This window comes from Spirochaetota bacterium, assembly GCA_035477215.1.
Classification (GTDB): Bacteria; Spirochaetota; UBA4802; order UBA4802; family UBA5368; genus MVZN01.
Map to the genome: position 1 here is coordinate 39,009 of DATIKU010000019.1, position 23,198 is coordinate 62,206.

The following is a 23,198-nucleotide window of genomic DNA, read 5'->3' on the forward strand; positions in this document are numbered from 1 at the left end:
GCACGCTCACGGAAGCCGCCGCGTAAAGCTCCCGTCACGCTCGAGCGCGCCATTAATTGTTGAATCAACCACGGAGAAACGCCATGAGAAGCGATTTAATGAAAAAGGGAATCGAAAAGGCGCCGCACCGCTCTCTCTTTCGCGCGGCCGGGCTCACCGACGAGGAGCTCGCGCGCCCCATCATAGGCATAGCCAATTCGGCCAACGAGATCATACCCGGCCACATTCACCTCAATACGATCGTCACCGCCGTCAAAAAGGGCATCCTCGCCGCCGGCGGCACGCCGCTCGAGTTCTCGACCATCGGCGTGTGCGACGGCATCGCGATGAACCACAAGGGTATGAAATACTCGCTGGGTTCGCGCGAACTCATCGCCGATTCAATCGAAATAATGGCCATGGGCCATCCCTTCGACGGGCTGGTGCTGGTGCCCAACTGCGACAAGATCATCCCCGGAATGCTGATCGCGGCAGTGCGCCTCGATATCCCCTCCATCGTCATAAGCGGCGGCCCCATGTTCGCCGGCAGGTACAAGGGACGGAAGATCACGCTCTCCAACGTCTTCGAGGCGGTGGGAAAGGCCGCAAAGAAGTCAATAACCCTGGAGGAGCTCCATGATATCGAATGCGCCGCCTGTCCGGGCGCGGGCTCGTGCGCGGGGCTCTTTACCGCGAATTCCATGAATTGCCTTACCGAAGCGCTTGGACTCGCTCTTCCCTATAATGGCACCATCCCGGCCGTTATGGCCGATCGCCTGAGGCTCGCCAAGGAGAGCGGTAAGCTCATCCTCGAACTCGTCAAGAAGAACATCACCCCGCGCAAAATCGTTACACGCAAGGCTATAGAAAACGCGCTTGCGGTGGACATGGCGATCGGCGGCTCGTCGAACACGGCCCTGCACATCCCGGCCATCTCGCACTATGCCGGCATTCCCATCACCCTTAAAGACATAAATCCGGTGTCGGAGCGCACGCCGCATCTGTGCACAATCGCACCCACGGGGACGCATGTCATGGAAGACCTCCACGAGGCCGGCGGCATCCCCGCTGTGATGAGCGAGCTGTTGAAACACCGTCTTCTGCACGGAGACTGTCTCACGGTGTCTGGAAAAACTGTCGCGAAAAACCTTCGCGGCCGCGATATTCTCGACGAGTCGGTGATACGCCGCGTCAAGGCCCCGGTACACGCCGATGGCGGGCTCGCCGTGCTCACCGGCAACATCGCTCCCGACGGCTGCGTCGTCAAGCAGGGCGCGGTCGACCCGTCCATGCTCAGACACACCGGGCCCGCGAGGGTCTTCACCTCCGAGGAGGCGGCGATGAAGGGCATCATGGGCGGCATAATCAAAAAAGGTGACGTGGTGGTCATCATCTATGAGGGGCCCAGGGGCGGCCCCGGCATGCGCGAGATGCTCACGCCCACCTCGGTGATAGCGGGAATGGGCCTCGACAAGGACGTGGCGCTCGTCACCGACGGACGCTTCTCGGGCGCGACGCGCGGCTCGTCCATCGGGCACGTTTCGCCCGAGGCGGCTGCCGGTGGACCGATAGCGATCGTGCGGGACGGCGACATCGTGGAGATCGACATCCCGGCCAAGCGGCTCAACGTGAAGCTTTCCGACACGGAGATCCAAAAGCGCCTCGCCGCGTGGAAGGCGCCCGCGCCGAACATCACCACCGGTTACATGAGCCGGTACGCGAAACTGGTATCCTCGGCGGACAGGGGAGCGGTGTTTGAGAGTTGATTCCATGAAGGCGGGCATTGTCGGCGGCGGGGCGGTCGGTTCGCTCTTTGCAGCGTTCTTTCATTCCGCTGAAGTCGAGTTTACACTTTACGAAAAGGACCCGGTCCTTGCGCGCGCCATGGCCGGAGGCCTTACCGTAAACATGCCCGATGGTGAAATATCATTCCGCCCCGATATCGCATCAATCCCGGCAATCGTCGCCGGGTGCGACATCGTCTTCATCTTCGTGAAGAGCTACTCGACGGACGACGCGATGCGGGATATCACTCCCGTGCTTAAAGACTCAACACTGGTCGTTACCCTGCAGAACGGTATAGGCAACCGCGAGATTGTCGAACGCCATCTCCCGGCTGAACGCGTCGTCTGCGGATCGTTGACCATCGGCGCCACGCGCATCGACGCCACCACGGTGTCCTACGGCGGGACCGGCAGCGTCGTAATCGGCGGATCGGACCCCGGCGCCGTCGGGGCCGTCCAAGCGCTTCTTGAGCTCGCCGGCGTCCCCGTTGAAACGCAGGGCCGTCCCGATGAGGTAATCTGGCGCAAGGCCGTAATCAACGCGGCTATCAACCCCATCGGCGCGCTTCTGGAAATCCCCAACGGCGGGATACTCGAAAGCCCCGACGCGTTGGTTTTACAGGAGGCCGTGGTGGACGAATGCGCGGCCGTAGCCGCGTCCAGGGGGATCGCGATCGACGCGCGCGAGTTGAACGAAGCGACGCGCGACGTATGCCGGAAGACCGCGGCGAACCTGTGCTCGATGCTGCAGGACCTCCGCGCCGGAAGGCGCACCGAGATCGACAGCATCAACGGCGCCATGGCGCGCTTCGGCCGCGAGGCGGGGATCGCGGCGCCGTATAACGAAGCGCTCTTCCGGCTTGTCAGGGCGAGGGAGCGCCTGGGCCGCCCCTGACGCTGGTTTCGGTTCGGCCTGCTCGAGAGGAGGAAGGCTGAAGCCGGTCGCACCGGCAACGCATGCTTTGGTATCAAGTTCTACACGCTTTTACCCGTAATCTCGCGAAAGGCCAACAGCACCGATTCGTTCCCCACATCGCCGCCGGCACCGGGCGCCGCGACCGAATCCCCCACCAGGAACACTCCCTCAAGGCCCGGAACACGCACGCCGGGTCGTTTGTCCTCGGTCTGGTCCACGTTGACCTGCACGCCGTCGATCATGGCGAGCGCGCACTCGCGCTTCCAGAGCAGGTGTTTCTCGATTCCCGGCAGGCAGCGGCGCACCGCCGCCCACAGCTCCTTTTTTCGTTTTGCGATGACGGCCCTGTCGCGCATGTCCCCGAGCGAAGTCGGATAGAACATGGTGAGAAGCTGTTTTCCTTCCGGGGCTATCCCCGGTGAAAGATTGGACGTGATGCATCCGTACGCAGCGGGCTTTATGGTGTAAAAGAGGCCGGAGAGTTGCGAAACGACCGAATCCAGCGCCGCGTCCACGAACACGCCCGAGGTGGGAACGAGCTTTTTGCATAGCGCGGCGTATCCCGGAGCGAGCAGTTTTGCCGGGAATAGGGGAATCGCCTGCTGGACAGGCGCGTTGATGACGACACGATCGGCGCGATGGATCTTTCCGCCAACCTTCACGCCGACCGCTTTCCTCCCGGAGAACACCACTGCCTCCACCTTCGCTCCCGTGACAATCCCGCCGCTGCGCCCGATGGTTTCCAGAAGCGCGTCGTGAATCGGTTCCCAGCCGCCGATCGGGTATTCCGCCGAATGGCCGGTGGAAAGTACCTTGCGCAGGTTTCTGAACATCTCGCCCGCCGAGGTCTTCTCGACAAACGGACACACCATCACCGATGCGCTGACAAGCTCGAAGTAGGTGCGTATGCCGCCGCCTACCCCGTTCGCCTTCATCCATTCGCCGAGCGAGACGCCCATAAGTTCATCGTAGCGTCCGCGCTTGATTGCGACGAGAAGCCCCAGTATTTGCAGCTTCTCCCGGAAGGTGAAAAGATCGCTTTTGAATATGCCGCCGGGACTGGTCGGAAAGAGCTTCATCATCCCCCCGTCGTGAACGTATGAAGCGCCGAGCTTCCTGAAGCGTACAACGTGCCCTATCCGACGCAGTATCGCCGCCACGGCGCTTTTCGGGCCGAAGCGCGTGAGGTGAATGCCGTAATCGACGGAGAATCCGCCCTTTTTGAGCAGAAAGGCCCGTCCTCCCACGCGACGGCTTTTTTCGAAGACGACCACCTCGTCGCCATCGTGCGCAAGGAGCGCCCCCAGTAAAAGGCCGTTGATCCCCGCGCCCACGATGATCGTTTTAGCCATGACACCCTCCGAACGTGATTCTTATCACCGGAACCATATCATTGGCCGCGGGCCCTGTCAAATCTTTGCCGCGTTCGCGTGGGATAAAACATTTGACATTACGATCCAGGAGTAACCATATAACCCATTCACCCAAATAATCACCCCGCACCGTGACACGGCCGGGGGCACTACGACCACAGGAGAAGATCGAGCAATGAGCACGGACAAAAAATACTGCTCGTATACAGTCGACGAGCGCGGCGTTGCGCTGATGGTGGTGGACAACCCGCCCATGAATACGCTTTCACAGAGCGTGCTTACCGATATAAAAGACGCCGTTACCCGCGCTAACGCGGACCCGGCGGTCCGCGCGGTCGTCTTCACCGGCGAAGGCAGGGCCTTCATCGCCGGTGCCGACATTAACGAATTCGTCCCCAAAAATACGAAGAAGGACGGTGCCGGCCATCTCGAGAACGGCCAGGAAATGACCAGCCTCATCGAGAACTCCGACAAGCCCTACATAGCGGCCATCAACGGCTACTGCCTCGGGGGCGGGATGGAAACGGCGCTCGCCTGCCACATACGCCTGACCGACGAGACGGCGCAGATCGGCCTGCCCGAAATAAAGCTCGGCATCATCCCCGGCTATGGGGGCACACAGCGATCGGCCAGGCTGATCGGCCGTGGTCGCGCGCTCGAGCTCATCCTGTCGGGAAACTTCATCTCGGGCAGGCAGGCCGAGCTTTACGGCATCGTGAACCGGGCCGTGCCGCAGGGACAGGTTGTGGAGGAGGCGAAGAAACTGGCCGCGGCGATCGCCGCGAGGAGCCGCTGCGCGGTTAAAAACGCCATGCGCGCGGTAAGCGAAGGACCGGGGATGGAGTTTGCCGGGGCCATGACATTGGAGCGCGAGCTCTTCGGCGAACTCTGCGAAACGGCGGACAAGAAGGAAGGCATCGCCGCGTTCCTGGAAAAGCGCGAGGCGAAATTCACGGACCGCTGAAGCGTGCCGCATGAAACACAAAGGGGCCAAACGGCAATGCCGGACGGCCCCTCTTCACTTTCGACAGCGGGATGCTCTCAGGACTTGTATATCTCGGCGCCGAAGGTCTTGACCCAGTGCTTCTTTAATACTTCCTTGGCCTCGTTGATCTTGTCGACCTCGATGATTATGATGGCCTCCTCGCCCCGCAGGTTAATGAAAGGATAGAGGGTCTCCACGTTCACGCTGGACTCAATGAGCGACCGTAAAACGGCGTTCAGCCCCCCGGGATGGTCGGGAGTCGCCACGGCGATTACCTCGCGCGTGCTGACGTTGAGCCCGCTCGAGCGGAGCACGGTTTCGGCCTTTGCCGGATCGCTTACAATCATATGCACCTGCACCGGGTTCATGACGGAGGACGCCATGATGGCTTTTATATTGATCTGCTCTTTCTCGAGGATATCGCAGATCTCGTTGAGTTTTCCCGGCCTATTCGCGACCGAAACGCTCACCTGGGTAATGGGCATCGACGCTCACCTCGCGGAATTAGAGTGAACCGTTGCCGAAGGGAAAGCCGTTGTAACCCTCCTCGACGGCGCGGTTGGTGATCTCCACCAGTTTTTTCCTCTCGCCCAGCATATACTCGACGCTTTTATAAATAGAATCCACTTTCAGGGCGTTTGTCAACTTTATAAAGGCGCCCAGCATCACCATGTTGGCCGAGCGATCGCTGCCGATTTTCCTTGCAATCTCGTTTGCGGGCACGGGAAACATGGTTACATCGCCGCGTCCGGTCAGCTCGCCCGCGAGATCCGAGTTGTAGAGCATCTGCCCGCCCGGCTCGAGCCTGGCGCTGAAGGCCGCCGCCGAGGGATGGTTGAGCGCCACGACGAAATCGGGAGCCGAGGCCACAGGCGAGGCGATCTCCGCGTCGGAGATGCTGACGGTGCAGTTCGCCGTCCCGCCGCGCATGGCGGCGCCGTAGGCGGGAAGGAAGGTTACATAAAAGTCTTCGAGCATCGCGGCGTTGCCGAGGATGTTGCCCATGGTGAGAACGCCCTGCCCGCCGCTGCCCGCGAATAATATTTTTACCAGCATCTCAGGCAGCCCCTCCCCTCTTGTCGGTAAGCACGCCGGGAACAAACTCCTTAACCATCACTTCGTTGATCCATTTGAACGAGTCCTCCGTACTCATCTTCCAGTTGGTGGGGCACGCTGAAAGCACTTCGATGATTGAATAGCCGAGACCGTCCACCTGCACCTGGAAGGCCGTCCGTATGGCCTTTTTCGTCCTTTGTATGCCGGCCGGGCCGTTTATCGCGGTGCGCTCGGCGTAGATTACACCGGGAAACTGCGCTATCATGTCTGTTATATGGAGAGGATATCCGTCGAACTTCGGGTCGCGGCCCCCCGGGGTCGTCGTGGTCTTCTGGCCAAGCAGCGTTGTGGGAGCCATCTGGCCGCCGGTCATGCCGTAGACGGCGTTGTTGATGAAGACGACCGTTATCTGCTCGCCGCGGTTGGCCGAGTGGATCGTCTCGGCGGTGCCTATCGCCGAGAGGTCGCCGTCGCCCTGGTAGGTAAACACGAAGAGCTCGGGCTTGACGCGCTTTATTCCGGTGGCGATGGCCGTGCCCCTGCCGTGCGCCGACTCGATCATATCGATGTCGAAGTACTTGTAAGCGAGCACCGCGCACCCGGCCGGGTTGACGCAGACTGCCCGCTTGCCCAGGTCCATCTCTTCTAAAAGCTCCGCAATGATGCGATGCACGACGCCGTGCCCGCAACCGGAACAGTAATGGGTAACCACGTCCCTTTTATAGTAAATCGGCCATTTGTTCAGCAGTTTCATTTTTCACTCTTCACTTGCCGCTGGTACTCGCGGTACAGTATGCGGGAGAATTCCACCGGTGTCGGCACCACGCCGCCCGGCCTGCCGTGGAAGACCACGCGCCCCCTGCCCTCCAGCGAGAGCAGCACATCCTCGACCATCTGTCCCGTGCTCATCTCGAAGACTACGAAGTCCTCGATGCGGAGGGCGAGATCCTGCAACGGTACTTTCGGGAACGGCCACAGGGTGATGGGCCGTAGCAACCCCGCGGGGACCCCCTCCTTTCGAACGCGCTTGATGGCCGCCTTCGCGATGCGCGCCGTGGTGCCGTAGGCGACGGCGACGATTTTGGCGTCGTCGAGCATATATCCTTCGTACAGCGTTTCATTCTTCGTAATGACCTGGTACTTGCGCTCCAGCTCCCAGTTGTGTCGCTCCATCTCCATCACGTCGAGAATGAGCGAGGCCATGTAGCGGCTGGGGCCCTCGCCGCGCCCCTTGAGCGCCCATTCCTTTTCGGGAAGACCCACGAGAGGCTCGGGGAACTCCACCGGCTCTTTCATCTGTCCGAGCATGCCGTCGCCCAGAATCATTACGGGCGTGCGATACCGGTCGGCGACGTCAAACGCGACCCTGGTGAGATCCGCAACCTCCTGCAACGAGCCGGGCGCGAAAACTGGCGTGCGGTAATCGCCGTGCCCGCCGCCGCGAGTGGCCTGAAAATAGTCTCCCTGGGCCGGCGCGATATTGCCCAGACCCGGCCCGCCGCGCATCACGTTGACGATGACCGCCGGAAGCTGAAACCCGGCCAGGAAGGATATGCCCTCCTGCTTGAGGCTGATGCCGGGGCTTGATGATGAGGTCATTACCCTCACCCCGGTCGCCGCGGCGCCGATGACCATGTTGATTGCCGCCGTCTCGCTCTCCGACTGTAAAAACACCCCGCCATTGCGCGGCAGGTGCTCGGCCATATACTCGCCAATCTCATTCTGCGGCGTGATTGGATAGCCGAAATAGCTGCGGCATCCCGCGCGTATGGCGGCCTCGCCGAAAGCATGGTTTCCGCTCATGAATACCTTACTCACCATATACCTCTATCGCGACCTCGGGGCACACGAGCACGCACACTTCACACCCGGTGCATTCCTTTTCATCGTCGGGGCTGGCGTAATAATAACCGGCCTTGTTGAGGCCGGCGGAGGGGCCGAGGACCCCTTTCTTGCAATAGATGATGCACAGATTGCATCCCTTGCAAAACTCCGATCGTACGACAACCCGGCACTTTGTCTTGGCCATTGATGATACACCCGTATTTTCGCCGGGCCGCGCCTAACCGTCCCCGGCAGGCGGTCTCCGGATATGATTGATAGAACCAAGTATTCATGCGCCTTTTTTGTCAAAGACTTTTTGCCCATAATTTTTCTTTGACACGTATGCCGGCAAAGGGATAGTGGGAGGGTGGCTGTGAAGATACGAAACGCTCTGGACTCCGATCTGGACACCGTCTACTCCCTCGAAAACGAGTGGATGCAGTCACCGTGGACCCGCATGGGATTTGAGAACGAGCTTTCCAACACCTTCTCGCATTTCGTGGTCGTCGAAAATGAAGACGGGATAGCCGGGTATGCGGTGGCCTGGGAGGTCAGCGGCGAGATACAACTAAACCGCATCGTGGTGCGCGGCGACCTGAGGCGCAGGGGTTTCGGGCGAGCCCTCCTCGGCCATCTCCTCCGGGAGATGCGCCCGCCGGACGCCGGCAGGGTCCTGCTGGAGGTGCGCGCGCGAAACGACGCCGCCCGTTGCTTTTACCGCGCGGCTGGATTCATCGAAACGGGACTCAGGAAGCGATACTACGGAGACGACGACGCCGTATTAATGGAGCGGACGATCTGATGAAGGTAAAAGACGTGAGCTTTTTAAAAAGCGTTTTTTCCGCCTCGGCGTTTCCGGCTCTGCCTTATCCTGAATTCGCCTTTATGGGCCGCTCGAACGTGGGAAAATCGTCCCTTATCAATATGCTCACCGGCAAGAGGGACCTCGTCAAAACCGGTTCTCGGCCTGGAGTCACGAAGAGCGTCAATTTTTTCATACTGAACGGCGGGATTACCCTGGCCGACCTTCCCGGCTTCGGATACGCCAGACTCCCGGCGTCGGTCCGAAGCGGCTTCCTCCCGCTAATTCACAGCTACATCCGGAACCGCGATAATCTCAGGCTCGTGTTTCTGCTGATCGACATCCGCCGTCTTCCGGGTGATTTCGAGCTGGAGATGATCACCCTCCTTGCCGAAAGGGGCGTTCCGGTCGCGGTGGTGGCGACTAAATGCGACAAGTTTACGCGCGGCAAGCGGTCGGCCTCCGCACGGGCTATCGCGGACGCGCTTTCCGTGGGCGTCGATTCCGTCTTTTTTTCCTCGGCAAAAACAAACGACGGCAGGAAAGAGATGCTGGGGCTTATCGACGAATACAGCAGGGCCAAGGCGGTGGAATAATCAACACAGGGCCGGACGAACGCCTGACCCCGCCACACCCTGCGGTCCGGGGTAACGGAAATCACCGCACCCCGTCTGGAAGCACGGCGATTCAGTAACTGGTCGACTCCTTGAGGAACTCGAACATCTGGCTGTCCGAATCCTTTATACCCTTTGCGTACGTTTCGGCGATGGAAAGGAGTACCTGGTAGAAGTATTCAAGATGCGGCACCATGAACTCCCGCTTCAGGCTGTTCCGCACCGGGAAGGCCGTGGAGTTCTTCACCTCGCCGAGGCGTCGACCGTCGAGGAGCTTTCTCCCGTTGATGGTATGAGTGAACACGATATCATCGGTTCCCGCCGCCGAAGGCGCGGTATCCATGATCGTCACCTGTGTGGAAAGAGCGCCATTATAATCGCGATCGATGATTTCCGACTCGATCTTCGAAACACCCGAACCCGTCGAGTATATCTTTATGATCTTTTTCCTCAAACGCGTGACCTGCTTGGTCAACTCGTCCCTCTCGAAGCTGTGCCGCTGGATTTCGATATGGCCGTCGCCAAGGATGTAGCTTACCTGAAAGGGCAGCAGCCGTATGTCTTTGACCGTCATGAGCTTGTACCGGCTTATCACATCCTCGATCTTTTTGCTGATCGAAACGATCTGCTCATCGAGCGCCCTGCCATCGTTCTCGAGTTTTTCGGAAATTAGCGTACTTCCACGCTCTCCTTCCTTCTTCTCCTGAGACCAGACCGCCGGGGCCGTCAGCATCACCGCCGTCACCAGGCATACAACAGCCATTAAAACTCTTTTCATCGTGATATCCTCCGCGAAAATGCCCCTGATGCCATTACTGGGGTCACTGCATTGCTTCCCACCGCCGGAAACCCCATCCCCGCAAGCCATTAAGAATCACCGGGCGACAACGGTTATACAACACGTCTGATAATAGCACAGGGAAACGAACCGGCCCAGTTATATTTTCGCAAAAATACGCGTCTAATTCAAGGACATTTTAAGACCGATCGCGCCGACATAGCATATAATTCTTTTTACCGGTATTACCGATAATACACCATAAGCCCTGGAGACGGGAATCCCATCGTGGATAGTCACCGCGTCAACCGGGTATTCAAGCCATTGAGACGGTGCTCCAATGTACAACATCCTGGTCGTCGACTTTTCCCCGGATCGCGAAACCATCGCGCGGATATTCCGCGAGGCCGGATACGCGGTCATCGCCTGCGAGTCCGCCTTCGACGCCATGGCAAAGCTCAAATCGAACGATTTCGACCTCATAGTTTCCGAGGTGGAGCTTCCCGGCGACAACGCCTTCGACCTGTACAACTATATCAACACCTACTACCCCTTCATCCCCGCCATCATGATAACCGAGAAGGACATCGATACGTTCTTCGAGCACATATTCCGCGAGGGGATAGGCAATGTTTTACGCAAGCCGCTGCGGGAAAAGGAACTTGTGAGCCTGGCCCGGAAACTCATCACCCGGAAAAACATCTTCGGGCTGGACAATTACATGGACGCCCCCGCGGAGGGAATCCGAAAGATCCGTATTAACGCCTCGGACCAGATACGTCCAGCGATAACGGCCCTCTTACAGCAGTTCGAGGAGTGGAGCGTCAAAGTGAAAAACAAATCGGTGCTCAACCTCATCCTCAACGAACTCATCATCAACTCGGTCTATCACTCGCACGGCCACACGAAGGAGAAAGAGGAGCGATTGCCGGTGAAGCTTAAAAAGGGCGAATTCGTGGACCTTTTTTTCTCTCAAAACGAGCAGGGTTATGGAATCTCGATCACCGATTACAAGGGCAACCTGACCAAGCAGAAGATACTGGAGAGCATCAGGAGAGCGGTCGAGGAGTCCCAGATGATTCTGCGCGCTTTCGAGACGGGAGAGGAGATATCGGACAAGGTCTCCGAAACCGGCCGGGGCATCGACCTGGTTCGAAAGCTCACGACCGAGTATTACTTCGTCATCCGTAACAAGGTCCGCACCGAGATCATCCTGCTCTTCGACCGCGAGCCGCCTGCCGGATACGAAACGCACTCCTCGCTCAAAATCATCGAAGACCCAAACTGAACGCCCGGCCGGCCGCGAATGCCACCGCCAGGCAGACGAAAAAACCCACGGCGACGTACCACAGCCAGAACAGACCGGTGAACGCCATCACCGCCGTCACCGTCGCCACGCCCGCGAAAACACCGCAAAGGGCCGCGCGGTCATCGACGCCTGAAGTGAACCGCCCCAGTACAAATATCCCCAGCATGCCGCCATACGTGACCGATGCTATCGAGAGTCCCACCTCGACCAGCGGGTTTTTGGAGTCGTGAAAGAGCATTGAGACGCCTATGATCGCGAGCGTCCAGAAAAGGGCGATTCCCCGCGCAACGGCCACCTTTTTTCGCTCCGGGATGGAGCGTTCATCCAGCCGCAGAAGGTCCAGCGCGGTTGACGACGAAAGCGAGTTGATCGACGAGCTGAGCGTGGACATCGCCGCGGCGAAGATTCCGGCGAGCATGAGGCCGCGCAGCCCTACGGGGAGATGGTTCACGATGAAATACGGAACCACGGAATCGCTCGATGCGAAGGGCCGCGCGTCAAGAAGCACCTTAATGAATAGTCCGAACAGAAGAAAGAGCGCTATCTGGGCTATGACAACCAGGCCGCTTCCAATCATCGCCTTCCGCGCCGACTCCATGTCGCGGCAGGCCAGCACGCGCTGCACCAGCAGGTGATCGGTGCCGTGCGAGGCGAACGAGAGAAATGCGCCACCGATGATGCCGGTAAAAAGGTTATAGGAGCCGAACAGCTTCCCCGCCACTCCTCCGAGTCCCGTCGAGATGAATGACAGGTCAGCGGCCGGAATGAGGGCGAAGATTCCTCCAAACGAAAGTGCAAGTTCCTCCATTACACACCAGAGCCCCAGCCCCACGCAGAACAGGTACAACGCGAGCTGCAACGCGTCGGTCACGATGACGGCCCGTATTCCTCCATAGAACGTGTATATGAACGTGGCGGCTCCTATGACCGCGAGGGACAGCCGGTAGTCCCATCCGATCATCACCGTGAGCGGTATGGCGGTGGCGAAGAGGCGCACGCTGTCGGCGAAAAGACGCGTTACGTGAAATATCACCGATACCGTTTTGCGCGATGCCTGACCGAACCGGCGCTGGAGGAACTCGTAGACGGTCTCGTACTCGCCCTGAAAATATTTCGGCAGCAGAAAAGCGGCGACCAGTACGCGGCCAAGAAGGTAGCCGAAGGTTACCTGTATAAATCCCGTCCCGCTTGCGTAGGCGAGGCCGGGAATCGAGATGAAGCTTAGGCTCGATGTCTCCGTCGCGACTATCGAGAGGCACACCAGGCCCCAGTGTACCGAGCGATTGCCGAGGAAATAGTCGCGCACGCTCGTCCCGCCGGAAAACCGAAGTCCGATTATATTGATGATTACGATGTATAGTACAATGACGGCGATGTCGATGGTCATCGGGCTTTTTTCAGCATCATCTCCATTACCTGGGCCTTGATTCTGCCGGTGTATTCGGCATAGTTGAACGCGGCCCTGTCGAGCACGTACTGGATGATGGCCCCCTGGATGAGCGAAACGATCACCATGGCGATGTAGGGGACATCCACCCTGCGGAAGATGCCGTCCCGTATCCCCTCGTTGAGAATCGCGCCCACCTCTATCCGGAAGCTCTCGAAAAGCTTGACGTTGGCCCGGCGTATGCGTTCGTTGTGATTGATCTGCGTCCAGAAATCGATGAGCACGTGGAAGTAGTCCTTCTCCCGCTCGACCAGGTTGAAGGCCTGGTCGAGGAATATCGAGAGCTTCTCGCGGGGATCATCGGATTTCGCGAGCGCCCTGTTGAGGTAGACACGCAGGTTGGTGTTCATCTCCTTGAGCAGTGTGAAGAGGAGCTCCTGCTTGTCCTTGAAGTAGTAGTGTACAAGCCCGGTCGAGAGACCGGCCTCGCGCGCGATGTCCTTGATGGTGAAGTTGTAATACCCCTTGCGGCTGACCACACGGTAGGCCGCCGCCGTTAGCTGGGTGCGGCGAAGGTTGATAATGTCTTTGTTGTTACGCTGCGCCGGCGCCTTCGTCCTGGCGGCGCCTTTTTCCTGTTTCTCCATTATCACTTCCGCACTCCGATCGCCCTGCGTATGAAATCCACCATTCCCTTGATAACGCGCTCGTCGTCCTCGAGAGCGTCCTCTCCGATGAAGGTGAGGAGGCGCTCCTTGTAATACTCGGACGTGTATGAGAACTGCATAAGGACGATGATGTTGTCTATGCAATACGAGGCCACGCGAACGTCGATTGCGGGATCGACCAGTCCCTGAGCCTTGGCCTCCATCAGATAATTGCGGTAAAAGACCGCCGATATGTTCTCGATTTTACGGGAAAGCCTGGCAGAGAGATGAGCGAGGCTCTCGGTGGTGATGTCCTGGTAGAGCTGCACGAACTGGGGGTGCGAGCGCGAGTGCCTCTGGGCCACCCTGATGATCGTTTCGAGTTTTTGAAAGATGTCGCCGTTTGCCAGGTCGGCGCCGGCGAACGCCTCCTCGAGCAGCTTGTAGCCCTCGTCGACAATGGTTAAAAAAAGATGCTCCTTGCTTGAAAAGTAATTGTACATTGAGCCGATGCTTATTCCGGCCTTGTTCGCGATGACGTTTACGTTCGCGCCGTTGAATCCCTTTTCTGCGAATTCCACGGTTGAGATTTTAATGATCTTCTCACGCTTCTTGTCCGATATTTTATCGAAGGTGTCCTTATGATATTTGCCCGATGCTTCTTCAGGGATACGCCTTTTCCTTGCTGCGCTCATTTCCGCTCCTTTTGTATCCGTCCCCGGTTCGTTTATTGGTTTATTCCGGCGACAGTTGTTGGTTTCCGTTTCATTTCGTCATTTCAGCGCGCCGATCGCCTCACACAATCCCAGGAGGACGTCCCTTCCCTCTCCGTCCATTCCCAGCGAGGGAACGGCCCCTACGGCCTCGCGGACCAGACTCCGGTGCATCTCTTCGGAGGCGGCCAGCGCACCGCTTTCCCGCATGATGGTCCGAATACGCGAAATGTCGGTCTTCGTCTTTCCGGGCCTGGTAAAGAGCGTCTCGAAGTGCTTTCTTCCACCGGCATCGAGGCGCTCCATCGTATTCTGCACCAGCACGGTCTTCTTTCCCTCAATAATATCGGAGTCCGCAGATTTCCCCATCTCGATTTTATCGCCGAAGACGCCCAGTATGTCGTCGCGCACCTGAAACGCGTGGCCCAGCGGCAGGGCAAAGCGCTTGATGGCGCGCCTCCGGCGGGCGGTGGCCGCTCCCGCCAGCGCGCAACCCATAAGCAGCGGATAATACGCGGTGTAATAAGCGGTCTTCATCATCCCTATCTCCCAGGCTGACGTATCGCCGGTGCGGAGGGCAAGCGGCATGGTATTGATGATATCGAGAATCTGTCCCCAGGCCGTGCGCTCGTAGGTGCGCGCGAAAAGCCCGAGGAAGCTCTCTCTCGCCGCGCCGTCGATCTTCGCTCCGAGAATGAGCTGAAGCGCATCACAGAAAAGCACATCGGCGGCGACCAGGGCGACGTCGCTCCCAATGCACGAATTTCGCGTAAGGCCTGCGAACCGCCGCTGCATGACCAAATGAAAGGCCTCGCCGCCGCGCCGCACCGCGGATCGGTCGATAATATCGTCCTGTATGAGAAGGAAGGAATGCATTATCTCGAGCGAAGAGGCGATCGCCACGATTTCCTTCAGGATTGACGCTTCGCCGCCGTACCCGCGGAACGCCGCGATGAGCACCAGCGGCCTGATGCGTTTACCCGGCCTCAGGCAGTATTCCGCAAGGTCGCTCCAGATGCCGGCCATGAATTCGTGTTCGGCGCCCTTTTTTTTGCCTGCGAAGTATTTCTCTATTGACAGGTCGATTCGCGGGGAATACTTTTCAGCGAACCGGTTAAAGTGCCGCGCCTGCGGTGTCGGATTTTCTTTCGTCTCTTTCATCGTCTGTAGGGCGGCGGACCTCTTGCCGAGCGTGATTACGAAGTGAGGAGCTTAAAGCGGGCGCATGATCGTGTCAATAGATTTTCTCCGCGCGGCGGCCGCATGAGAAACGCCGCATACATAACGCTGGCACTCGCCATCCTCGTTTGGCTGCTTTTTGTAAACGATTACCGTTACGGCCGTTTTTCGCCGCCGCTCGATCCGGCCGCGCTAAATGACCGTGAAATTACCCCGAACGCTCCGGCGCGCCGTACACCGCAGTATCCGGCCGTTCTCCTGTTCATCCTCGACGGCGCCACGCGCGACGCGCTCTACAACCCGTCCCTCTGCCCCGAGATTACGTCCCGATGGTTGAAGTTCGGACTGCGCTACGAGGACGCGAGGGCGATGCCCCCGTCGGTGTCCGCGCCGAACTACTTTTCCATCTTGTCAGGTGCTCCCCCTTCGGTTCATGGCATCGTCAACAACGAGGTCCGGTCCCGGCGGGACCTGCACGCACCCACGGTTTTTCAGTCAATCTCGGATGCCGGTCTTGACTCGCGCCTTGTGGGCTTCAACTGGTATAAAGATTTGTTCGGCCACCTGGCGTCGTATACACCGGCGGAATGCTGCGAAAAGGACGACCCCGCGGAGGTCGCCGGCGCCGTTTCGGACATGATTCGACATGCCGACCTTCCCTTCTTCACGGTCGCGCATTTTCTCTCGCCGGACAACGCGGCGCACGCCACGGGGTCCAATAAAAGCGAGCGCTATCTCGGTTCCATTAAAACGATCGACAGCCTTCTCGGCGGCATCTTCCGCCTGCTCGACCGCGTATATCCAGGGGCGCTGGTCATCATAACGTCGGACCACGGTATGAACGTGGACGGAAACCACGGCGGGCTGGACATGAACTCCATTCGGGTGCCGCTGTACCTGCTCTCGCCGTCGCTTCCGCACGCCGGCGTCTCCCGCACGGTTTATCACGCCGCCATCGCGCCCACCGTCGCCGCGGCGGCCGGAGCGGCCCTTCCTGTGCTCTCCGCGGTTCCTCCGCTTGCCGAAGCGCTCGATGCACGCGCAAAGGAATACCTGAGGGATTCAATCCGGCTGCGCGAGCGCATGATTGCCGCCTTCCGCTTCATGTATCCGATCATCCCCGCGCCGAAGTTCGTCGCGCACGAGGACGACGCACAGCGTGACGCGCGCCTCACCGCCGCCATAATGGAAAGACCCGCGCGCGACAAGGAAACGCTTTTGCTTTACCAGCGGCTTGCGTTTTCACTCGCGCTTCTTTTTCTCGCGGCCATGGCCATGCGTCGCATGCCGGCGGGCACAACCACCGTCCTGCTCGTTAACGGAACCGTGGTGGCGGCCGCGGGGGTCGCCATGCGCGTTGTTTTTTCGGCGCATGCGTATGCCGCCGCGGCATCGATTTACACTATCGTTATTGTTATCATCACGGGGCTGAGTATTGCACTGCTGCGACGAAGCCCGCTGTATCTGCAACTGCGCGTCCCCGGATCGTTCATTGATCTGGCGGCGCTCCTGTTGCTTGAAACCGCGATCATCGGCGCCTGCTTCCTTCCGCTTTACACGTTCGCGCCCGATGAAAATATATTCGGCGTGCGCTTCCTCGCCCTCGCGCTGTGGTCTCCGGCCATCATGATGCTTCTTATAAAACTGATAATGGCGGTGGAATCCCGCGTATTCCTGCTGGCCGGCGCAACCGCAGGGGCGCCTGTCGGCGGCGATCATCACCCCGCCTGAACCGCGCCACGCCATAATTATTTTAATCGTTTCATTGACATTTCGGCCGCTTTGTCGTACATTGAGTCCTTGCGGCGATCCTAAAATCCGGAACAGTTTTAACGAAAGTATGTTCCGTTATCGCTGAAGCGATACGGGAAAGCCGGTTTTCCTTTCCGTTGCATGCGTCACGTTTATAAATCTGGAGGAACGACATGAGGAGAATCTCTGGCAATCTGGCGAAGCGCCTTGCGGTTTTGGTCTTCGTCGCGGCGTTCGGAACGCAGGCGTTCGCGGACGAGGTTAACAGCACAAACGGCGGACTCATGCTGCACGGCGGTATCGGCGCGGGGAGCGCGATATTCGGATTCGTCCAGAACACGGACAGCAGCTCCGAGCTCGGGACGGGCAGCAGCACCGGATTCGACTTGGGCATGCTCCTGAACTACCACATGTTCGCGGCGGGCCTTGGATTCACGCGCGTATCCTTCGATACGCTGGAGTGGAAAGAAGAATCTGGAGGTACTGAATATGAGCTTGAATCCGAGGGCTCAGGCTATTTCTGGACTTTAGATGCCACCTTCGGCATTAAGGCTTTTACTGAAGCCGGCGACATGGGATTCACTCACTTCTTCGTCGGTTTGCGTGCGTGGAAGGCATTTCGCGAACAGGATAGTGTCAGTTCTGATCTTGGACCGCTCCCCCCTGGAGTCAGTACGGGCAAATACGAAATGTACGGAAGCGGATGGATCGCCGGCTTCCGCGATTTCAGCACGCTCCCGCTGGGAATTTTTTCACTTGCCCTGCAGTCCGGTCTGTGGGTATATCATGCTCCAATACGCGATTTGAAGGTAAACGATAGCGGAATAAAAATAAAGGATGATCAAAGCGTCGGATTCGGGCTGGAACTTGGAATCGGCGCGGCGTTCGAAGAAATGGGCCTGTCGATAATCGGCGGCCTCAAGATGGACATCACCGCGACGGCGTTTACCTATACATCCATAGACGCGGTCGCCGGCGCGGGATACGCGCAGTTCTTTCTTGTGCTGAAGAAGGAGTTCGCGCTGTAGGCCCGCATTCGGAAGCACCGCGCAAGGCGATTAAAACCGTATCGCGGTTTTAATCGCCTCGTATCGCGACTTGTTCAGGTTCACCCCGATCATGGCGCGGTAGTCGTCGATCGGAAAGGTATGCGTGAGCATATCGTCCACCCGCACCTTCTTCTTCGCGATGAGCTCCAGGGCCGTCTCGAACACCTGTTTCTTCCCTCCGCCTTTTACCGGGTTGTACCGATAGCCGTAACACCCCCTGACCGTCTGAAGCTTGAGCCACAGCGGCGTGAGGTCCAGGTTGACGTTCTTGCCGATTCCGATAACCGAAAGCGTCCCATCGGCGGCCAGTATCCGCAGCGAGAGGTTCAGCGTGTCGGCATGCCCCACCGTATCGTAGATCCGCTCGAACCCGCCCATCACCACGCGCTCACCGAGAAGCGGCCGGTAGGCCCTTCCTCCGGCGAGGTCCACGGCCGCCTCGATGAGGCCGCCGGCGACGACCCGGTCGGCCCCCGACTGTTTGCAGTATTCGGCGCTGTGCGGCGCGGGCTCGACCACGGTGAGGTCGCACCGGCTTCCGAGCGCCCGAATGGACTTGACGACCATCGCGCCGATCACGCCCCCTCCGATGACGAGTACGCGGTCCCTGTGTCCCGGCATGTTGTCTATGACCGCCTGCAGGCCGACCGCGAGCGGCTCGGTGAGCGTCGCCGACTCGGCGCTCACGCCTTTGGGCAGGCAAAACACCTGGCTTTTATGCGCCACAACGTACTCGGCGAAACCGCCGTTCACGTCGCGGCAGATGCCGGTGAACATCCCCGGGGAAAAGGCCCCCTCCGCGAAGTTCTCACAGTTTCCCGGAATGCCCGCCGCGCAGCTGCGGCACACGGGCTTTATCCCCCGCGGCACGCAGCCGAGGAACGGCATTACCGCGACCATGTCGCCGCGCGCGCAGTTCCGGACGTCCCTGCCGGTCTCGACGACCTCGCCGCAGAACTCGTGGCCGGGCACGCAGGGAAACGAGGTGAAGGGCGACGCCGTGGGAGAATCTTTAAGCATGATGAGGTTGATGTCGCTCCCGCAGACACCGCAGAGGTGAGTTTTGATTTTGACCCACTCCGCCGAAGGAAGGGCCGGTTCGGGTATATCGGCCAGCCTGATCGTGGATAATGGTCCGGTATAACAGGACTTCGCACTGACTGGCCGAAGGGCCTGTATGGCCAGGAACTTCGCGACGTTCACGTTGAAGAGCAGCGCTTTCATAGTGTCTCCTTTCAGACCTTATTCCATCTTCAGCGCCTGGTAGAAGAGCGGCGTTGCCGGGCTCGTGACGGTCGGATCGGTCATCACGTTCACGCAGGCCGGCCTGCCCGATGCGAGCGCCCGCCTGAGGGCCGGTACGATCTCTTCGTCCTTCGTTACGAACTCGCCGTGGCCGCCAAGGCCCTCGACCATCTGGTCGTAGCGCCTCATGCCAAGCTCGGCGCACTGCAGGCGGTCGCCCCCGATCGACATCTCCTGGCTGTGCTTGATCATGCCCCAGGCGCAATCGTTGTTCACCACGACGACCACCGGAATGTTGTGCCGCACCATGGTGTCGAATTCCATGGAGTTGAACCCGAACGAACCGTCGCCGTTGAAGACCACGACCGGCCTTTCGGGACGCGCGAGCTTGGCTGCGACCCCGAAGGGGATGCCGGTCCCCAAACAGCCCAGAAGACCCGAGGCGCTGCCGATGACCCCGGCCTTCTGCCGCGTAAACAATCCCACCTGCCCGAAATAGCTGGTGTCGCCGCCGTCGACCACGTAGAGCGCATCCTCGCCCACGACCTCCTGAATCTTCGCGACAAGCCGGATCGGATGGATGGGGTCCGACGCCGTTTCGCGCGCCTTGAGCTCCGAATCTATGAACGAGTAGCTTGCCGCACGCAGGGTCTTGACCCACTCGCCATGGTTTTTCTTTTCAACGAGGGGCAGCAGGCGACCGAGCACCGAACCGACGTCGCCCACCAGCCCGGCGTCGGCCTTCCGGTTGCGGTCTATCTCGCGCGGGTCGATGTCGATCCGCACCACTTTCGCGCCGGCAGGAATTACATCGCCCGACATGAAGAGCCAGTTGAAGCGCAGGCCCGCGGCCACGATCACGTCGGCCTGGCCGAGCGTTACCAGCAGGCCCACGTTTCCACAGTCCCAGATTGAAAGCGGATGGCGGTCGGGAAGCTCGCCCCGGCCGTAATTGAGGAGCATAAACGGGATGCCGGTCTTCTCCACGAAGGCTCCCAGGCGGTCCGAGCAGGCGCTGAATCCTACGCCGGTACCGCCGAGGAAGAGCGGCTGCTTCGCGTTGTTTATTATATCCGCGGCGGCTTTAAGCTCTTCGTCCACGGGGACGACCGCGTAATTACGCGCGACCCTGACGGGCATTGGCGCGGATTCCAGCGGAATGGTTATGTTGAGGATGTCGGGTGGTAGTTCCAGAAACACGGGTCCCGGCCGTCCCGCCGCGGCGTTGCGGAAGGCGATCGCCATGTATTCGGGAATACGCTTCGCATCGTAGCAGGTGGCGGCCCACTTCGTGATGGGCTTGACCATGTCGATCTGGTTCATCTCCTGCAGGGCGCCTTTCAGGTCGTCGCGCAACGGGTGCCTCCCGCAGAGCACCACCAGCGGCACATTGTCCATGTAGGCGTTCGCGATACCAGTGAGGCCGTTGGTGAATCCCGGGCCGGCGGTGAGGAAGCACACTCCCGGGCGCCCGGTGTAGACGGAGTACGCGTGGGCCATCATGGCCGCCGCCTGTTCGTGCCGCACGTCGATGGTGCGGATTGAATACTCGGTGAAACCGTCAAGTATGGATTCGATGTGCCCGCCGGATATGCCGAACACGGTGTCGATCTTTTCCACTTCCTTTAAGTATTTCGCGACCAGGTGGCCGGCTTTGATATCTGCCATAATCGTTCTCCCTGTTCTTAATTTCGCTTCGCGCGTACGGCGCGTTGAAAACCAACGCCTATTTCATCACCAGTTTGATGCCGTCGGTGAACCACTGGATGTAATAGGCCATACCCTCCACCTTCAACCCGCCCAGGGCGGCCGCTTTGAACGACTCCTCGTCGCTTCCGGACGCCATCACCCGAAACGCCGTTGCGGCGTCGGACCAGACAAGCGCTGCGTCCGCCGAATGTTCGCCGCCCGTCCGGGAAGAGAGCGTTCCCCTGTCGAAAACGAAAAGCCTCCCCCGCTTTCCATCCACGGTCTTGATGAGGATTTTAAGCCGCACCGTGCCGATATGACTCCGGTACGCCTTGTTCGTCTTAACCGCTTTTTTCAGTTTGCGATACAGAATGAACAGAAGTAGTGAAAGCTTCATCGACACCTCCCCGACATGTGTTTATAGTGGATTCGCAGCAAATTCTAAAATTACCATGATTCCCGGTAATCAATAACCCCCTGTTCGCAGCCCTCACGTGTACGGCGCACCCGTTTTTCAGACATAGCGCTCCCTCACCCATGCGCCGATTTTTTCCATTGCCTTCGGGTAAGAAACCGTACTGCGCCAGCCGAGTTCCGAACGGGCAAGGGTGGTATCCACGTCGTTGTCCCTGCCCATCACGCCGGCGGCCAGCCGGGTAAGCGGCGCGCGGATGTTAAGCGGAGTGAGGGCCGCCTCGAGGAGCCGGCCGGCGGCCCAAGCGGCGCGGAAGGGCACGTTTCCCCTCGGGCGCTTGCCGATCATCGCGCCGAGGTCAGTCACGTAACGCTCCCAGCTCACCTCCCAGTCATCCCGAAAGTGATAGGCCCTCCCCGGAGCCGCGTCCATGGTTCCGGCGCGGATGATGCCGTCGACAAGGCTGTCCACGTACACGAGGCTCGCGCTGTGCCTTCCGCCGTCGATGAGCGGCACCATCATGTCACGCATGCGTTCGACGATATCGGTCACCCATACGCTCCCGGGGCCGGTGACGTTGGCCGGGCGCACGATGACGCAGTCGATTTTTTCAGAATCGTGGTATTCGCGCACCAGCGCCTCGGCGTCGGCCTTCGCGTCGTTGTATGGAACGCCGGACTTGCGGAGTGCGGCGGTCTCCAATACGCCCTTCAGATGGGAGCCGAGCCCGAGCGCGGCGATGGAGCTTATATACACGAAACGCCCGGCGGTACCGGCGGCCTCGCGGAGCAGGTTTTCGGTCGCGCCGAAGATCGCGCCATAAAACTGAACGCGGGTTCCCCAGTCGGTGACGCGCGCGGCGAGATGAAACACCACGTCGGCCCCGGCGCAAACGCCCCCGATGCTCTCCCTGTCGGTAAGGTCACCCGGCAAAACCGTAACGCCCGCCCTCTCGAGGCCCTCCGTGTTTTCTCCCGGAAGCGCGAGCGCGTGAACACGGTGGCCCCTGAAGAGCAGTTCCCTTACGAGTACCGACCCGATGAAACCGGTCGCCCCTGTGACCAGCGCTTTCATTCATCCCTCCACGCGTTTCTGCGTACGGCAACACTATGACATTATCAACCATACCTCCGCCGTTTTGTCGACCGTTCTTATAAACTGCAGCGAAAAAAAAGCCGGATCAGTTGCGGTTGTTTTTGATCTCCCCCCGGGGGGTATTTTCTAAACGCGGTGTTGAACGACGCGGAATAGAAGACTTCGGTTCTCTTTCCAACCGCAAATAATTATTTTTCTTGCCTCTCCGGCAAACTATTTATACACCTGCATGTGGTGTTCTTTTATGGCGTAACATTACAGCCGCCGGAGACCCTCCATGGAAACCATCAAGATCATGCCCTGCCTCGATATGAAAGAAGGTCGCGTCGTAAAGGGCGTCAATTTCGTCAACATCCGCGACGCGGGCGACCCCGTGGAGAACGCGCGCTTCTACCAGGACGAGGGGGCCGACGAACTCGCCATGCTCGATATCGCCGCAACGCTCGAAAACCGGAAGACCCGCATCGAGTGGGTGCGGCAGGTCTCTTCAGTCATCAGCATTCCGCTGACAATGGGCGGCGGCATCAATTCACTCGAGGACATCGAACTGGTGCTCGATGCGGGAGCGGACAAGGTGTCGATGAACAGCGCGGCGGTAAAGGACCCG

The 23,198-nt window shown here is 59.3% G+C and carries 24 protein-coding genes; 9 read left to right on the plus strand and 15 right to left on the minus strand.

Annotation, left to right across the window (positions count from 1 at the left end):
• Nucleotides 1-83: 83 nt before the first annotated feature.
• Together ilvD and VLM75_04775 are read left to right on the plus strand one after the other, a co-directional pair.
• Nucleotides 84-1,745, plus strand: a complete 1,662-nt coding sequence (ilvD, locus tag VLM75_04770; GenBank protein HSV96231.1) for a dihydroxy-acid dehydratase — start codon at nt 84-86, stop codon at nt 1,743-1,745.
• Between the two features lie 4 nt (nt 1,746-1,749).
• Entirely contained in the window at nt 1,750-2,658 is a 909-nt protein-coding gene (locus VLM75_04775; protein HSV96232.1) for a 2-dehydropantoate 2-reductase, read from the plus strand.
• Nucleotides 2,659-2,738: 80 nt separating this feature from the next.
• On the opposite strand, the gene VLM75_04780 is transcribed toward VLM75_04775, so the two are convergent.
• Nucleotides 2,739-4,031: an FAD-dependent oxidoreductase gene (locus tag VLM75_04780; GenBank protein ID HSV96233.1), complete on the minus strand. Its 1,293-nt coding sequence runs from the start codon at nt 4,029-4,031 to the stop codon at nt 2,739-2,741.
• Nucleotides 4,032-4,227: 196 nt separating this feature from the next.
• Here VLM75_04780 and VLM75_04785 point away from each other — a divergent pair, with 196 nt between their 5' ends.
• Nucleotides 4,228-5,016 carry an enoyl-CoA hydratase-related protein gene (locus VLM75_04785; GenBank protein ID HSV96234.1) on the plus strand — a complete coding sequence of 263 codons (789 nt, stop codon included), beginning with the start codon at nt 4,228-4,230 and terminating at the stop codon, nt 5,014-5,016.
• Between the two features lie 77 nt (nt 5,017-5,093).
• Here the strand turns inward: VLM75_04785 and VLM75_04790 are convergent, their stop codons facing one another.
• The 5 genes from VLM75_04790 to VLM75_04810 are packed head-to-tail and all read right to left on the minus strand — an operon-like array spanning nt 5,094 to nt 8,122.
• Nucleotides 5,094-5,522, minus strand: coding sequence for an amino acid-binding protein (locus tag VLM75_04790; protein ID HSV96235.1), 429 nt, complete (start codon nt 5,520-5,522; stop codon nt 5,094-5,096).
• A 19-nt stretch (nt 5,523-5,541) separates the two neighbouring features.
• Nucleotides 5,542-6,093: a 2-oxoacid:acceptor oxidoreductase family protein gene (locus tag VLM75_04795; protein ID HSV96236.1), complete on the minus strand. Its 552-nt coding sequence runs from the start codon at nt 6,091-6,093 to the stop codon at nt 5,542-5,544.
• Nucleotide 6,094: 1 nt separating this feature from the next.
• On the minus strand, nt 6,095-6,847 hold the full coding sequence (locus tag VLM75_04800) for a thiamine pyrophosphate-dependent enzyme (protein ID HSV96237.1): 753 nt from the start codon (nt 6,845-6,847) through the stop codon (nt 6,095-6,097).
• Nucleotides 6,844-7,914, minus strand: coding sequence for a 3-methyl-2-oxobutanoate dehydrogenase subunit VorB (locus tag VLM75_04805; GenBank protein HSV96238.1), 1,071 nt, complete (start codon nt 7,912-7,914; stop codon nt 6,844-6,846). The genes VLM75_04800 and VLM75_04805 overlap by 4 nt, the downstream gene beginning before the upstream one ends.
• Nucleotides 7,904-8,122, minus strand: a complete 219-nt coding sequence (locus tag VLM75_04810) for a ferredoxin family protein (protein ID HSV96239.1) — start codon at nt 8,120-8,122, stop codon at nt 7,904-7,906. Before VLM75_04810 ends, VLM75_04805 begins: the two co-directional genes overlap by 11 nt.
• 168 nt (nt 8,123-8,290) lie before the next feature.
• Between VLM75_04810 and rimI the strand changes: the two genes are divergently transcribed.
• The gene (gene rimI / locus VLM75_04815; protein HSV96240.1) at nt 8,291-8,719 is read left to right on the plus strand and encodes a ribosomal protein S18-alanine N-acetyltransferase; all 429 of its coding nucleotides are present in this window, start codon (nt 8,291-8,293) and stop codon (nt 8,717-8,719) included.
• Nucleotides 8,719-9,315, plus strand: a complete 597-nt coding sequence (yihA, locus tag VLM75_04820; protein HSV96241.1) for a ribosome biogenesis GTP-binding protein YihA/YsxC — start codon at nt 8,719-8,721, stop codon at nt 9,313-9,315. The genes rimI and yihA overlap by 1 nt, the downstream gene beginning before the upstream one ends.
• Before the next feature lie 91 nt (nt 9,316-9,406).
• On the opposite strand, the gene VLM75_04825 is transcribed toward yihA, so the two are convergent.
• Nucleotides 9,407-10,111, minus strand: coding sequence for a hypothetical protein (locus VLM75_04825; protein HSV96242.1), 705 nt, complete (start codon nt 10,109-10,111; stop codon nt 9,407-9,409).
• A gap of 340 nt (nt 10,112-10,451) precedes the next feature.
• Between VLM75_04825 and VLM75_04830 the strand changes: the two genes are divergently transcribed.
• Nucleotides 10,452-11,399 carry a response regulator gene (locus VLM75_04830; GenBank protein HSV96243.1) on the plus strand — a complete coding sequence of 316 codons (948 nt, stop codon included), beginning with the start codon at nt 10,452-10,454 and terminating at the stop codon, nt 11,397-11,399.
• Here the strand turns inward: VLM75_04830 and VLM75_04835 are convergent.
• The 4 genes from VLM75_04835 to VLM75_04850 all read right to left on the minus strand — a co-directional run bounded on the left by VLM75_04835 (nt 11,380) and on the right by VLM75_04850 (nt 15,328).
• A complete protein-coding gene (locus tag VLM75_04835) occupies nt 11,380-12,807 on the minus strand; it encodes a sodium:solute symporter (protein ID HSV96244.1) in 1,428 nt (475 codons plus the stop codon). The two genes, VLM75_04830 and VLM75_04835, sit on opposite strands and share 20 nt — an antisense overlap.
• Nucleotides 12,804-13,454, minus strand: coding sequence for a TetR/AcrR family transcriptional regulator (locus tag VLM75_04840; GenBank protein ID HSV96245.1), 651 nt, complete (start codon nt 13,452-13,454; stop codon nt 12,804-12,806). The genes VLM75_04835 and VLM75_04840 overlap by 4 nt, the downstream gene beginning before the upstream one ends.
• 2 nt (nt 13,455-13,456) lie before the next feature.
• Nucleotides 13,457-14,149, minus strand: coding sequence for a TetR/AcrR family transcriptional regulator (locus VLM75_04845; protein ID HSV96246.1), 693 nt, complete (start codon nt 14,147-14,149; stop codon nt 13,457-13,459).
• Nucleotides 14,150-14,227: 78 nt separating this feature from the next.
• Entirely contained in the window at nt 14,228-15,328 is a 1,101-nt protein-coding gene (locus VLM75_04850) for a polyprenyl synthetase family protein (GenBank protein HSV96247.1), read from the minus strand.
• A 102-nt stretch (nt 15,329-15,430) separates the two neighbouring features.
• Between VLM75_04850 and VLM75_04855 the strand changes: the two genes are divergently transcribed.
• Together VLM75_04855 and VLM75_04860 are read left to right on the plus strand one after the other, a co-directional pair.
• Nucleotides 15,431-17,077 carry an alkaline phosphatase family protein gene (locus VLM75_04855; protein HSV96248.1) on the plus strand — a complete coding sequence of 549 codons (1,647 nt, stop codon included), beginning with the start codon at nt 15,431-15,433 and terminating at the stop codon, nt 17,075-17,077.
• Between the two features lie 194 nt (nt 17,078-17,271).
• A complete protein-coding gene (locus tag VLM75_04860; protein ID HSV96249.1) occupies nt 17,272-18,126 on the plus strand; it encodes a hypothetical protein in 855 nt (284 codons plus the stop codon).
• A 30-nt stretch (nt 18,127-18,156) separates the two neighbouring features.
• On the opposite strand, the gene VLM75_04865 is transcribed toward VLM75_04860, so the two are convergent.
• From VLM75_04865 to VLM75_04880, 4 genes are all read right to left on the minus strand, one after another.
• On the minus strand, nt 18,157-19,371 hold the full coding sequence (locus tag VLM75_04865) for an alcohol dehydrogenase catalytic domain-containing protein (GenBank protein HSV96250.1): 1,215 nt from the start codon (nt 19,369-19,371) through the stop codon (nt 18,157-18,159).
• Nucleotides 19,372-19,389: 18 nt separating this feature from the next.
• Nucleotides 19,390-21,060, minus strand: a complete 1,671-nt coding sequence (locus VLM75_04870) for a thiamine pyrophosphate-binding protein (GenBank protein HSV96251.1) — start codon at nt 21,058-21,060, stop codon at nt 19,390-19,392.
• 58 nt (nt 21,061-21,118) lie between these two features.
• Nucleotides 21,119-21,478, minus strand: coding sequence for a hypothetical protein (locus VLM75_04875; protein ID HSV96252.1), 360 nt, complete (start codon nt 21,476-21,478; stop codon nt 21,119-21,121).
• Between the two features lie 117 nt (nt 21,479-21,595).
• Nucleotides 21,596-22,570: an NAD-dependent epimerase/dehydratase family protein gene (locus VLM75_04880; GenBank protein ID HSV96253.1), complete on the minus strand. Its 975-nt coding sequence runs from the start codon at nt 22,568-22,570 to the stop codon at nt 21,596-21,598.
• A 298-nt stretch (nt 22,571-22,868) separates the two neighbouring features.
• On the opposite strand from VLM75_04880, the gene VLM75_04885 reads away from it, so the two are divergent.
• Nucleotides 22,869-23,198, plus strand: a 330-nt coding sequence (locus VLM75_04885) for a HisA/HisF-related TIM barrel protein (protein HSV96254.1), incomplete at its 3' end; no start/stop codon positions are given.